This window comes from Proteus sp. CD3, from assembly GCF_008808075.1.
GTDB lineage: Bacteria > Pseudomonadota > Gammaproteobacteria > Enterobacterales > Enterobacteriaceae > Proteus > Proteus appendicitidis.
Map to the genome: position 1 here is coordinate 1,558,657 of NZ_CP019686.1, position 12,280 is coordinate 1,570,936.

Sequence of the window (12,280 nt, forward strand, 5' to 3'; positions counted from 1 at the left end):
TTCTTACTCACTTTTAGATTAAGACAATATTTAATTGTGATGTAATTCTATTTATGATGAATAATAAAGGCTCATAATAAATGTGGATATAAATATGCAAGCTTAAGTAATAATATTAGTAGGAAAATAAGATTGCTAACCGTATTTTTCCAAAAAATCAACAGATTTCATTCTGTTATAAATTTCATAAGCTCGCTTTAGCTCTCATATTTATTATTCTGTTTATGGCATGATACTGGTATCCGAGTTAGTTACTAGAAAGTGATTCGGAATTAATCAATTATTCTGTGTACTTAAGGAGATTGAAATGGCAGCCACTCGCATTGAAAAAGACTCAATGGGGCAAATCGAAGTACCTGCTGACCAGTTATGGGGAGCTCAAACGCAGCGTTCTCTTGAACACTTCCGTATTTCAGTTGAAAAAATGCCTGTTGCACTTATCCATGCGCTTGCTATCACCAAGAAAGCAGCCGCAGGTGTTAACATGGATTTAGGTTTATTACCAAAAGAGCGCGCTGATGCCATTATCGCAGCAGCAGATGAAGTGCTTGCAGGTAAACACCCAACTGAATTCCCATTAGCAATCTGGCAGACCGGTTCTGGCACTCAGTCAAACATGAATATGAATGAAGTGTTAGCTAACCGTGGTAGTGAGATACTTGGTGGTATCCGTGGCATGGAACGCAAAATCCATCCGAACGACGATGTTAACAAAAGTCAAAGTTCAAATGATGTGTTCCCAACTGCCATGCATGTCGCTGCTGTTATTGCATTACGTCAGGATTTACTGCCAGAATTAAAATCACTACTGAAAGTATTCAAAGAGAAAGCCGAAGCTTTCCATGACATCGTTAAAATTGGTCGTACTCACCTGCAAGATGCGACACCACTGACATTAGGTCAAGAGATCTCCGGTTGGGCTGCTATGCTTGAGCACAGCATCAAACATATCGATGATTCAGTTCCTCATGTTTGTGAATTAGCGCTCGGTGGTACAGCCGTGGGTACGGGATTAAATACCCATCCAGAATATGCTGTTCGTGTTGCTAAACGTATCGCTGAATTATCTGGTCAGCCTTTTGTAACCGCGCCTAATAAATTTGAAGCATTAGCAACTTGTGATGCATTAGTTCATTCACACGGTGCATTGAAAGGTTTAGCTGCATCATTAATGAAGATTGCTAACGACGTGCGTTGGTTAGCTTCTGGTCCTCGTTGTGGTATTGGCGAAATCGCTATCCCAGAAAACGAACCAGGCAGTTCAATCATGCCTGGTAAAGTTAACCCAACACAATGTGAAGCATTAACAATGTTATGTGCTCAAGTAATGGGTAATGACGTTGCTATTAATATTGGTGGCGCATCAGGTAACTTTGAACTGAATGTTTATCGCCCAATGATCATTGATAATTTCTTACAATCAGTTCGCTTACTGGCTGATGGTATGCGTAGTTTCAATGAGCACTGTGCAATTGGTATTGAGCCAAACCGTGAACGTATTAATAAACTACTGCATGAATCATTAATGCTAGTTACTGCGTTAAATACTCATATTGGTTACGATAAAGCTGCTGAAATTGCTAAGAAAGCGCATAAAGAAGGCTTAACGCTAAAAGAATCAGCATTGAAACTGAACTACTTAACATCGGAAGAATTCGATAGCTGGGTACGTCCAGAAGATATGGTTGGTAGCATGAAAAAATAAGTGTTAAATACACTTATTTAACCGATATTAAATCCCGCTATAATGGCGGGATTTTTAGATCTTATAGGAAAAATAATGACTGAAGAAATTACGTTTACTGCGACAGAAGTTAATTGCTATGTCGAAGATGATGTCACCATTATCGGAATAGGGGATGATGCTGTTTCTCCCGATCATTTTATTATTCTTTCAAGATTTGATGAAGAAGATGAAGATATCGATAATTCAATTGGTTTAATGACCCATTTATCTGATATTGAAGCTATTAATACGCTCGAAAAAATTACTCTTGATCGAAAAAATATTATCCTTGTATTAAAAGATAATGTGGTGATAACAATCCATTTAGATGTTGAAGACAATCACTTTGTTCAGCTTAATGATTATCTTCAGCAAATTCTTCAAGGAAGCTCCATTAAGCTTATCGAGAAATAAGAATTCTCTATTCGTTATTTTTCAAGATACAAGTGCATCCTTGGAATAATTAATTCCAGCTTTTTAGCTTTAGGGCGATGGCGAATTTGAATGTTATCGGCATCATAATCAGGAAGTTCGCCAATAACAGGTTTAAAGTCGCTCTCTTTATCAATATAGAAAGCCAATAAAGGCAAGGGACATGCATACTGCACTTGTTTTTGAAGTTCTGAATACCAAACACGCGCAATAGGTTGCACTTTTACAGGGCGTTTTATTTTTAATTTTGCATTCTCAGGTAATTGTGAAAGGGTAATGATCTCTTTCTCAATACGTTCTGCCCATTGTTCACTGGTATAAGGGGGAACTGCGCGATTGGCTTCACGGCTTTTCTCTAATTGCGTTAATACCTCATTACGCGTTAAATTCTTAATAATATTCTTATTCGCCCAACCAAAACGCACTGTATCTGGATCAGACAGTAGGGTAATAGTGCGATAAGCATTAAGTGTAATTAAGCCTTTTAGTTGGTTATGGACGAAGTCAAACCGTTCTTCCTTAGAGATACCAGACTCTTTAGTGACAATATCAGAAAGCTGTTTTTTTAATAAATTAATTTGCTCAACTTGTTTTTTTACAAACTTAAATATTTGGTTATCAGTACTAAAGCAGAGCGCTCCGGGTAACCGAATAGCACGTTTACTGCTGATGTGCGGGGCATTGTCATAAATAAAAAGATTCGCCATTAGCTTTAAAGTGAGATCTCTAGCTTCATCATCATAGTAAGGTGACACTGTAACGCGAACAACCTCATCATGTTCCTCTTCTTTGCTCACTTCAGGCAATTCAAATACTGCTGATGGCAATAAAGTTAAATTTTTCAACACATCCGTTAGCTTTTTTATTTCAATTTCTAATTGCTGAAAACAGAGATTGAACTGCTCGATTAAATCATATCGATTCATCTTAATATCCTTATTTAGTTACAACATACAACAAGCCTTTGTTTAAAACAATACATTAGCTTCAGTGAAAAGTACATCGTCTAGTAGGGAAAATGCCAAAAAAACAGTATACTGTGTTTATGTACAGTATACTGTAGGTTTGGTCATTTTTATGATAATTTTCTGAAAAAAAGGTATTAAATATTAAAAATTAAGCGATATTAAGAAGCCAAATTTATTGGAGATTGTATCCATACATCACCGCCACAATCAGGGTGTGTTGGCGGACATTCAGTAGCAGCAATCGCTGTTGTTGATAGAAAGAAAGTAAGAGAAATGGAAAATGCCATAAGTAATTTTTTTAAATATATCATCATATTTATCCTTTTTTTATGGTTGGTTTACCATCACCATCGTAGAAAAGGAGAGGAGTACAATCAATATCCTTTACTATCAAATACGTATCATCTTTTATTAACTTAGATAATTAATTATTAAGCGTATTGTTTAAATGCCATGCGATTATAAGTGCGATGGTCATTAATAGGGCAATAAATAACCCTACACCAAGCCAGCCGAAACTCACCCAGAATAATCCACCCACTGTACCGGCAAGGCTAGAGCCCGCATAGTAAGTAAAAAGATAAAGTGAAGAGGCTTGGGCTTTTCCTCGTTTAGCGCGACGACCAACCCAACTACTTGCGACTGCATGTGCAGCAAAGAAACCTGTCGTTAAGATAAGCATCCCAATAAAAATAACGGGTAGTGATTCAATCAAGGTAATCAATATGCCAATTAGCATCATTGAAATCCCAGCAATAAAGACTTTGCCTAAACCGTATTTAGTGGTTAATAAGCCAGCTTTAGATGCGCTATAAGTACCACTTAAATAGACAATAGAAATCAGACCCACAGTTGTTTGACTTAATGAATAGGGCGCATCTAATAAACGATAGCCAATATAGTTAAATAAAGTAACAAAACCACCCATTAATAAGCCACCTTCAATAAATAACAAAGGCAGCCCTTTATCTCTAAAATGCAATTTAGTCGTTATAAGAAGATTACGAGGTTTTAATGCTGTCGGTCTAAAGTGCTGTGAAGCAGGTAATATCTTCCAGAAAGTAATCGCAGCAAATAGGGCAAAAATACCTAGAATAACAACGGATAAACGCCAAGAATAATAATCACTTAGTACCCCTGTAATAACGCGTCCGCTCATTCCACCAATAGAGTTTCCGCTAATATATAAACCCATTGATAATGCGAGATAAGCAGGATGAATTTCTTCACTTAAATACGTCATTGCCACTGCTGCAACGCCACTTAATGAAAGCCCCACTAAAGCTCGCGTAATTAAAATGCCTGTCCAGCTATTCATGGCCGCACTTAATAATGTAAAAAATGCGGCGCAAAACAGTGCGATAACCATGACATTTTTACGACCAAAGGCATCTGAAAGTGGACCTGTAATTAATAATCCACATGCCATTAAAGCGGTTGAAAGTGAGAGCGCTAAACTACTGGTTGCAGGGCTGACGGAAAATTCGTTCGATAACACTGGCAATATGGGTTGCACAAAATAGAGTAAGGCGAATGTCGCTAAACCGACCATAAAAAATGACACTGTCACTTTTATATACAGTGCATCATCACGTTGAATATAGTGTTTAGGGTTAGATTGGCGTTGAGCAGGCTTTTTTATACTTGATGTATTGTCTGAAATATCAGTGTTTAAGCGCATACCTTTACTGTCTATTTCGTGAGTATCCATATTGATTAAACTTCCATTACTTAAATTTGATTTATGTCAATGTTAGAAATATTTGATTTTTTTGTCTAATATATTAATCATTAAGAATAAGACTTTTAAAGTATCAATAACAATATGAGAGAAATATGAATATTGAACTTAGACATTTGCGTTACTTTATTGCTGTTGCAGAAGAGCTTCACTTTGGTAAAGCAGCCGAAAGATTGAATATTTCTCAACCTCCTTTAAGCCAACAAATACAAACACTTGAAAGCGAAATAGGCGCAAGACTTTTAGAGAGAACAAACCGTTCAGTCTCGTTAACACCCGCAGGACAAATGTTTTTAAAAGAGTCGTATCAAATTATGGCGCAGGTCAACGCAGCCGCGACGCGCGCCGCTAGAATGGAAAAAGGTGAATTAGGTGAGATTTCAATTGGTTTTACCTCAACAACACCTTTTATGCATTTAGTCACCTTGAGTTTGCGGCAGTTTAGAGAAAACTATCCAGAAGTCGGTATTCATATGCATCAAATGAATACCAAACAACAGATATCACCGTTACTGACGGGGCGTATTGATCTGGGGATCATGCGAAACACGACATTACCTGAAAATTTGCACCACCAGCTATTGTTTCGTGAACCTTTTATTTTAGCGGTTTATGAAGGGCATCCACTGCTTGCTTACAAAGAAACAGGGGTCAATATTCAAGATATTGGGCAATATCCTTTTGTTTTCTTTGAAAGAGATGTTGGTACGGCACTTTATGATGAAATTATTCAACTGCTTAGTTTGTCAGGAATTACGCCAACTATCGCACAAGAAGCGGGTGAAGCGATGACGATTTTAGGGCTAGTTGCCGCAGGGCTTGGTATTTCTATTGTGACAAAATCATTTACGCGAATGAAAGTCGATGGCGTGCACTATCTACACTTTGCAAATACTCAGGTATTCTCTGAAGTTTGGTTAGTTTCACATAATAAACGCGCTATTCCTGCGGCGGCGAATCGATTAACGCAATTGTTATTGAAAAATATCTTAGATCACCAAAAATCTTGATTTATATGTGTTTTTGATCACGCTTTTTATGTAAGTATTGTACAATTATCACAAATTGACGACATAATCGGTAATGAATTATTTGGAGCCTCGAATTAATTATGGCTCTTTAATTAAGGATGCATTCAATGGGGAACCAACCTAGTCACATCGATCACGTAAAACAATTTAATCTTGGCACAGTCTTTCGCTTGATTGATGAACATGGTCCCATTTCTCGTATTTCATTGTCGAAAAAGGCAGAGCTTGCACCGGCAAGTATTACAAAGATTACGCGAGAATTAGTCGAAGCACACCTTATTCATGAAACGGAATTCCCTGATGTGGGATTTCGCGGCAGACCCGCTGTCGGATTAAAATTAGAAAGCCAAGGCTGGCAATTTCTCTGTATCCGTGTCAATAAAGGCAGTTTACTTTTTAGTTTAAGAGAATTAGATAGCAAACTGGTTACTGAAGATACATTCGATTTCCCCAAAGAATACAGCGCTGATTTTCTTAATTACTTTTTAATTGCAATTGATAAATTCTTCGAACGTTATCAATCTCATGTTGAAAGATTGACGGCAATTAGCATTACAATGAATGCCATTGTTGATCCCATTAGTGGTGTTATTTATAGCTCGCCTTATTATGATATTAAAGACATCCCACTTGCCGATAAAATCCATGAAAAAACAGGTGTTTCTGTATTTTTACAGCATAGCGTAACTGCATGGACAATGGCGGAATCTTTATATGGTGCGGCAAAAAACAATTCAGACGTTCTGCAAATTGTTATCGATGATATTGTTGGTGCTGGCGTGATAAACAATGGAAAAACATTACATTCTAACAGCCATAGTGCCATCGAAATTGGACATACTAAAGTTATCGATTCTCAAAATAGCTGTTATTGCGGGGCAAAAGGGTGTTTAGAAACAGAAATTGCTATTCCTCAATTAATTAAGAAAGCCCAATTATTAGCTCAAGAAGATCCCACTTCGTTGCTAAACAAATATCCTATAACCGTTGAGACATTGTGTGATGCGATATTAGTTGGCGATAAACCCGCGCTTGAAATTGTAAATTTAGTCGCTCAGCGATTAGGTTTTATTTTGGCTGTGATGATCAATATCTTTAATCCACAAAAAATATTAATTGGTTCACCTTTGTGTCGTGCTAAATCAGTGCTTTTTCCTTTGATGTTGGATCATATCCAAGATCACGTCATGCCTCGTTATGCAAAGTCACTCATTATTGAAGAAACAGAATTAAGAAATAAAGGCACATTGCCAGCCGCATCTTTAGTGAAAGAAGCGCTGTATAACGGTTCTTTGTTAATTGAATTAATGCAAGGCTAAATTAAGCTAAATAAAACGTAACAAAACTGTTTTGTATGCGTAAATGCGCCAATTGATCATTAACGAATTCTCTATTTTTGAGCAATTAACTAAAAAATTGAGCTACCTCAAGCCACCAGAAACAGTGTTACCCTAAACTCTAATCTCTGTCATTTTTTATGAACCTGATTTATCTGTCATAACGGAAGTAAATTATATGTTAACACGCTTTTTTGTTACGGGGACAGATACCAACGTGGGTAAAACTGTTGTAACCCGAGCACTTCTTCAGTCATTAAATCGTGGCGGGTCAACGGCAGTGGGTTATAAGCCTATTGCAACAGAATTGCATGAAACGGCTGATGGTGAACGTAATCGTGACGCTATGATTATTCATAATTCATCGCCAGTTGAAGTTCGCTACGACGAAATTAATCCTATTTTGCTTGATAATTGTTATGTTAGTGAAAATGAAATCGATTTTAATAAAATTTCAAATGAGCTAGATAATTTAAGTAAAAAAGCAGAGTGTGTTGTTATCGAAGGTAATGGTGGTTGGCGTTACCTTCTTGATGATAATACTTTTTATTCTGATTGGGTGGTGAAAGAACAAATTCCAGTTGTTTTGGTTGTTGGTATTCAACCAGGCTGTGTCAATCACTCAATATTAACAGCGCAATCTATTATCAATGATGGTGTTAAATTAGTAGGTTGGGTTGCGAACAGAATAAATCCAGGATTACCTTATTACGCGAAAATTGTGGAAAGGCTATCTCAGCATATTCCTGCACCGCTGATTGGTGAAATCCCGTATTTATTACGTCCTGAAGAACGTGATCTCTCTTGTTACCTCGATTTAAGTCAGTTAGGAATTGCCGTACCTGCTTAAGAGAGAATATAAAAGAGAAAATATCAATAAGTAACGAAGTGGATTGCTATCTGTTTTTAAACGATACCAAACTTGTTACTTTTAAATGCCTGATGATTAAATTCATTGGGTGTTTTTATTTTTTCTGATTTAGTCTCAAGCATAAATAATGATAAAAATCGCACTCAATATTAAGACTAAATAAGATAGATCGGATCAGATAAAATCGTTGAAATACCATGCAGATCTATAATGAAAATACTCACACTTATCATTAAATCATAAAACGCCCGATAAAGTTCATCGGGCGTTTTATACCTGAAAAGTTATCAACCTATATCAGGATTAGTCGATATGATTTTATCAACTATAGATTAATGACGAGTATAAACAATCTTCTTACTGTCATTTTCGCATGTTCCAACAACCTTACCTTCTGTTTGTGCAACTTGATCGTTTTCAACGACAGTTAAAGTAAAGTTAGCGGCTGGCACACCATTATTAACGATTTTTTGTTGAATAGACTCAACTACTTCATCACAACCCGCATTCGCGGCTAAAGGTGCAAATGCAACTAGTGTGGCCATTACTGCAAATACATATTTTTTCATATCATTCTCTCCTTGTTTTATGGAGTAAACATCATTGTTTTACACTATTTTCTTACGGATTAACAGGGCGACCAGTATTACTGTCTAAACAACGACGAGTTTCAGGCTCCCAATATGCATAGACATTCGCGCTTTTCAGACAAGCATCTCGCTCATCAATGGCTTTATCTATTTTATTAAATTCGGTTTTTTCCCGCTGATTGATTTGGGTTCGAAGCTCACGCTTTTGATCCCAGTCTTCTTTCATTTGTCGAGCTTGTTCTTTATCTAAGACATTGTCATAGCCATTGCCATTAATGGTTACATTAGTTGAAGCGGCAACAGAAGAAAAAGAAGACACTGATAAACCAAGAAATAAGGAGAACACCATGGTTCTGATGACTTGTTTCTTAGTTAGTGTGTTTATCATGGTTGCTATCCTCTAAAGTTATGTAGCTATTACTCTCAATGACTATTATATCTTAATCATTATAGCTGATACCTTAATAAAAAATGTGTTTTCAGTGTATTTAGTTTTGACGATGAACACTTAACCCCGCAAATGACTGACTCACCGGCATCATTTCTAATGTATTGATATTCACATGAGCAGGTAATGTTGCTGTCCAATATACTGCTTCTGCTACATCTTCAGGTGTTAATGCATTTGCATTAGCATAAGTTTGCTCAACTTTATCACTATCGCCTTTAAAACGAACTAATGAAAACTCTGTACCACCAACAAGCCCTGGCTCGATATCGGTCACGCGGACTTTTTTACCTTGGAGATCAGCACGTAATCCTAAGCTAAATTGCTTAACAAACGCTTTGGTCGCACCATAAACATTTCCGCCCATATAAGGCCAAGACGCTGCTGTTGAACTGATATTAATAATATGACCTTGGTTTCTTTCTACCATAAAAGGAAGAATAGCGCGGGTGACATGTACCAGACCTTTATTATTTGTCTCGATCATCGTATCCCAATCATCAAGATTGGCTTTATCGGCGGTATTTAAACCTAGGGCTAATCCTGCATTATTAACCAACACATCAATTTCACGCCATTTTTCAGGTAATTGTGTATAAATCTCACTGACTGCTTTTTTATCTGTAACATCTAGCTGTAATGGATAAAATTGTTCACCTAGCTCTTTATGCAAGTTATTCAGTTTATCCAAACGACGAGCAGTACCAATAACTTTATGTCCATGGCTGATAAAATGACGAGCAATGGCTTCACCAAAGCCAGCAGAAGCACCCGTGATAAAAATAATCATTTAATTACCCTCGATAGTTATAATGATTGAAAGTAAAAGGCTATCACTAGAAAGAGTCAAGTTTAAAAAGCGGCTTTGCGATAAATCAGGCTAAAAACAAGATCCTTTTCTTATATGAAAGATTTTTATCTTTAATAATAAGTCAGATTTTTGTTTTCAACTGTAAGACAAAGGGGGTTAGACAGAGCAATTAACAACGCTGAGACCGGGTTTATTGTGCAACAAACCCAGCCTAGTCAAAGAAGACAATATCAATTATTTTTTACCGACTTGGTGACCAATAACGCCACCTAAAACACCACCGCCAATGGTGCCCAATGCACTACCGTCAGTTAAAATTGCGCCACCAATGGCACCCGCACCGGCTCCAATTGCTGTGTTACGATCGCGTTTTGTCATGCTAGAACAACCCGCAAGAGAAAAAAGCAGAACAGAAGCGACACACAGTGTTCCAATCTTTTTTAACGTGATATTCATTTTTATAAACTCCGATATAAAGGACAATATAAAGATATCGTTATCGTATTTATACGAGCATCAGAATATTCGGGAACATAAGGGGTGAAAACTCTTAAAATGAGTGAATGCTGATAACATACATTTTAAATGCATTAAATCAAAATAAATTTTATTATTTATATTATTATTTGATGCTTATAAGAAAAGCATCAATGTAACTATGTCATTTATGTAACTATGTCATTTATATGAGTTAATGTAACAATATGATATTGCTAAATAAATTAAAAGCACTCTCTTCGCAATTCGCCTCGGGCTATTTTGGTGTTGTATTAGGAATGATTGGTACGGGAATGGCATGGCGCTATGCAGCAAAAGAGCACCACTATCCGTCTTTTATCGGTGAAATATTTATTGGTGTAGGTTGCTTGGTTTGGTTAACGCTTACGCTATTTTTATTGGGTAAATGGTTATTTCATCGATATGCTATTCTGGATGAAATTAAACATCCGGTTGCCAGTGGATTTACGAGTTTATTTCCTGCAACAACAGTCTTAGTATCAATAGGTTTAAACCCTTATTTACCATTATTCTCTCTTGTATTGTTTATCCTCGGTGCGCTTGCTCAGTTAGCGTATTCCAGTTGGCTGATTGGTTATCAATGGAAGGGCGAATATCCTAAAATGGCCACTACACCCGTATTATATTTACCGACAGTGGCGAATAACTTTATCTGTGCCATGGCATGTGGTGCATTCGGATTTAATGATTTGGGTATTTTATTTTTTGGTGCTGGCGTATTTTCTTGGTTAAGTTTAGAACCTGCTATTTTAAAAAGAATACGTAGTGAAGGGGTAATGGATGAAAAATCACGGCTATCCTTTGGTATTCAATTAGCGCCGGCTTTAGTGGCTTGCAGTGCTTATTTGGCTATTAATGATAATCATATCGACTTTTTCGCTAAAATGTTATTAGGCTATGGTCTATTACAACTTTTATTTATGGTGAGATTAATCCCTTGGTTTATTAAACAGCCATTTTCACTACCATTTTGGAGCTTTTCCTTTGGAGTCTCTGCATTAGCAAAGGCATCATTAAATATGAGTATGATAGCTAATAGCCATTTTATGCAGTTACTCTCAACAGCACTATTTATCTTTGCTAATTTAATTATATTACTACTGATTTGGCATTCGTTATTATGGCTTTTTAGAGGACTAAAACAATTATGTTGTCCTTCTAAGGCACTTTAATAACCATAGAAAAAAAAGAGCCTAAACAAGATTATTTAGGCTCTTTTTATTTTACGTCGAAAGATAATTTAATAAAATTTTAAAAAAGTGCATTAAGTTAGAATTAAATTCTAATCGGCTTTCTACTTAAAATAGCCACGGTATTACCGATAAACATCGCTGAGTAATATAAAGGAACATAAATCAAGCCGAGTGCAATCATCATAACACCAATAGATAGCATTAACGCTACAGTGCTATCTGGTGAGGTTAATTCTAAAAATCCTTTATCTAACCCTGTTAAAAATACCTTTTCTTGTAATTTTGCATATAGCCATGAACTACCAACAAGAACAGCACCAAACCAAAAACTTAGCCAACATAATGCTGAAGTAAAAGACATCATATTATTTTTCATTATTTATTTTCCTTGTCAAATAAAGCATACAATGAGTTATGATATTTTTATAAAAATCAGTTTTTAGATTATATCGATAAATAAAAATAGATAAATACATATATGGGTAAAATGGCTAAGTGAATATATAAAAAGAGCAAAGTTATTAATTAGCCATTTATAAGTTTCTTATTACATATATCCACATATAAAGAAACTCTGAGAATAATAACGTTTGGGGATAATTCAAGTTTGGTA

At 36.2% G+C, this 12,280-nt stretch carries 14 protein-coding genes; 6 read left to right on the forward strand and 8 right to left on the reverse strand.

The annotated features are described in order from the left end of the window. The first annotated feature begins 307 nt into the window (after window positions 1-307). Both fumC and BTA34_RS07175 read left to right on the forward strand, forming a co-directional pair. Window positions 308-1,705 carry a class II fumarate hydratase gene (fumC, locus tag BTA34_RS07170; RefSeq protein WP_075673810.1) on the forward strand — a complete coding sequence of 466 codons (1,398 nt, stop codon included), beginning with the start codon at window positions 308-310 and terminating at the stop codon, window positions 1,703-1,705. Between the two features lie 75 nt (window positions 1,706-1,780). Further along, entirely contained in the window at window positions 1,781-2,140 is a 360-nt protein-coding gene (locus tag BTA34_RS07175; RefSeq protein ID WP_151435054.1) for a hypothetical protein, read from the forward strand. A gap of 14 nt (window positions 2,141-2,154) precedes the next feature. Here BTA34_RS07175 and tus read toward each other — a convergent pair whose 3' ends face one another. From tus to BTA34_RS07185, 3 genes are all read right to left on the reverse strand, one after another. Next, window positions 2,155-3,084 (reverse strand): DNA replication terminus site-binding protein, encoded by a 930-nt coding sequence (gene tus / locus BTA34_RS07180; RefSeq protein WP_151435055.1) that lies wholly within the window; start codon window positions 3,082-3,084, stop codon window positions 2,155-2,157. A gap of 200 nt (window positions 3,085-3,284) precedes the next feature. Next, window positions 3,285-3,440 carry a hypothetical protein gene (locus tag BTA34_RS18340; RefSeq protein WP_265576292.1) on the reverse strand — a complete coding sequence of 52 codons (156 nt, stop codon included), beginning with the start codon at window positions 3,438-3,440 and terminating at the stop codon, window positions 3,285-3,287. Between the two features lie 110 nt (window positions 3,441-3,550). Next, window positions 3,551-4,837 carry an MFS transporter gene (locus BTA34_RS07185; protein WP_151435056.1) on the reverse strand — a complete coding sequence of 429 codons (1,287 nt, stop codon included), beginning with the start codon at window positions 4,835-4,837 and terminating at the stop codon, window positions 3,551-3,553. Window positions 4,838-4,962: 125 nt separating this feature from the next. Between BTA34_RS07185 and BTA34_RS07190 the strand changes: the two genes are divergently transcribed. The 3 genes from BTA34_RS07190 to bioD all read left to right on the forward strand — a co-directional run bounded on the left by BTA34_RS07190 (window position 4,963) and on the right by bioD (window position 8,085). Next, window positions 4,963-5,877 carry a LysR family transcriptional regulator gene (locus BTA34_RS07190; protein WP_151435057.1) on the forward strand — a complete coding sequence of 305 codons (915 nt, stop codon included), beginning with the start codon at window positions 4,963-4,965 and terminating at the stop codon, window positions 5,875-5,877. A 128-nt stretch (window positions 5,878-6,005) separates the two neighbouring features. Continuing rightward, on the forward strand, window positions 6,006-7,217 hold the full coding sequence (locus BTA34_RS07195; RefSeq protein ID WP_151435058.1) for an ROK family transcriptional regulator: 1,212 nt from the start codon (window positions 6,006-6,008) through the stop codon (window positions 7,215-7,217). A 196-nt stretch (window positions 7,218-7,413) separates the two neighbouring features. Beyond that, window positions 7,414-8,085: a dethiobiotin synthase gene (gene bioD, locus BTA34_RS07200; RefSeq protein ID WP_151435059.1), complete on the forward strand. Its 672-nt coding sequence runs from the start codon at window positions 7,414-7,416 to the stop codon at window positions 8,083-8,085. A 353-nt stretch (window positions 8,086-8,438) separates the two neighbouring features. On the opposite strand, the gene BTA34_RS07205 is transcribed toward bioD, so the two are convergent. The 4 genes from BTA34_RS07205 to osmB all read right to left on the reverse strand — a co-directional run bounded on the left by BTA34_RS07205 (window position 8,439) and on the right by osmB (window position 10,411). Then, window positions 8,439-8,675: a DUF1161 domain-containing protein gene (locus BTA34_RS07205; RefSeq protein WP_151435060.1), complete on the reverse strand. Its 237-nt coding sequence runs from the start codon at window positions 8,673-8,675 to the stop codon at window positions 8,439-8,441. Window positions 8,676-8,727: 52 nt separating this feature from the next. Then, window positions 8,728-9,084 carry a DUF1283 family protein gene (locus tag BTA34_RS07210; protein WP_151435061.1) on the reverse strand — a complete coding sequence of 119 codons (357 nt, stop codon included), beginning with the start codon at window positions 9,082-9,084 and terminating at the stop codon, window positions 8,728-8,730. A gap of 100 nt (window positions 9,085-9,184) precedes the next feature. Continuing rightward, the gene (gene ydfG / locus BTA34_RS07215) at window positions 9,185-9,934 is read right to left on the reverse strand and encodes a bifunctional NADP-dependent 3-hydroxy acid dehydrogenase/3-hydroxypropionate dehydrogenase YdfG (protein WP_151435062.1); all 750 of its coding nucleotides are present in this window, start codon (window positions 9,932-9,934) and stop codon (window positions 9,185-9,187) included. A 255-nt stretch (window positions 9,935-10,189) separates the two neighbouring features. Continuing rightward, complete coding sequence (osmB, locus tag BTA34_RS07220) at window positions 10,190-10,411, reverse strand: osmotically-inducible lipoprotein OsmB (protein ID WP_006536908.1); 222 nt, start codon at window positions 10,409-10,411, stop codon at window positions 10,190-10,192. 248 nt (window positions 10,412-10,659) lie between these two features. On the opposite strand from osmB, the gene tehA reads away from it, so the two are divergent. Further along, window positions 10,660-11,646: a dicarboxylate transporter/tellurite-resistance protein TehA gene (tehA, locus tag BTA34_RS07225; RefSeq protein WP_151435063.1), complete on the forward strand. Its 987-nt coding sequence runs from the start codon at window positions 10,660-10,662 to the stop codon at window positions 11,644-11,646. A 103-nt stretch (window positions 11,647-11,749) separates the two neighbouring features. Here the strand turns inward: tehA and BTA34_RS07230 are convergent, their stop codons facing one another. Continuing rightward, on the reverse strand, window positions 11,750-12,043 hold the full coding sequence (locus tag BTA34_RS07230; protein WP_151435064.1) for a hypothetical protein: 294 nt from the start codon (window positions 12,041-12,043) through the stop codon (window positions 11,750-11,752). Between the last annotated feature and the right edge of the window lie 237 nt (window positions 12,044-12,280).

Excerpts from the sequence above, each read along its gene's own strand:
- tus (WP_151435055.1), bottom strand. The coding sequence starts at position 3,084 with ATGAATCGATATGATTTAATCGAGCAGTTCAATCTCTGTTTTCAGCAA.
- BTA34_RS07205 (WP_151435060.1), bottom strand. The coding sequence starts at position 8,675 with ATGAAAAAATATGTATTTGCAGTAATGGCCACACTAGTTGCATTTGCA.
- BTA34_RS07175 (WP_151435054.1), top strand. The coding sequence starts at position 1,781 with ATGACTGAAGAAATTACGTTTACTGCGACAGAAGTTAATTGCTATGTC.
- BTA34_RS18340 (WP_265576292.1), bottom strand. The coding sequence starts at position 3,440 with ATGATGATATATTTAAAAAAATTACTTATGGCATTTTCCATTTCTCTT.
- tehA (WP_151435063.1), top strand. The coding sequence starts at position 10,660 with ATGATATTGCTAAATAAATTAAAAGCACTCTCTTCGCAATTCGCCTCG.
- BTA34_RS07190 (WP_151435057.1), top strand. The coding sequence starts at position 4,963 with ATGAATATTGAACTTAGACATTTGCGTTACTTTATTGCTGTTGCAGAA.
- BTA34_RS07185 (WP_151435056.1), bottom strand. The coding sequence starts at position 4,837 with ATGGATACTCACGAAATAGACAGTAAAGGTATGCGCTTAAACACTGAT.
- BTA34_RS07210 (WP_151435061.1), bottom strand. The coding sequence starts at position 9,084 with ATGATAAACACACTAACTAAGAAACAAGTCATCAGAACCATGGTGTTC.
- ydfG (WP_151435062.1), bottom strand. The coding sequence starts at position 9,934 with ATGATTATTTTTATCACGGGTGCTTCTGCTGGCTTTGGTGAAGCCATT.
- BTA34_RS07195 (WP_151435058.1), top strand. The coding sequence starts at position 6,006 with ATGGGGAACCAACCTAGTCACATCGATCACGTAAAACAATTTAATCTT.
- BTA34_RS07230 (WP_151435064.1), bottom strand. The coding sequence starts at position 12,043 with ATGAAAAATAATATGATGTCTTTTACTTCAGCATTATGTTGGCTAAGT.
- osmB (WP_006536908.1), bottom strand. The coding sequence starts at position 10,411 with ATGAATATCACGTTAAAAAAGATTGGAACACTGTGTGTCGCTTCTGTT.
- fumC (WP_075673810.1), top strand. The coding sequence starts at position 308 with ATGGCAGCCACTCGCATTGAAAAAGACTCAATGGGGCAAATCGAAGTA.
- bioD (WP_151435059.1), top strand. The coding sequence starts at position 7,414 with ATGTTAACACGCTTTTTTGTTACGGGGACAGATACCAACGTGGGTAAA.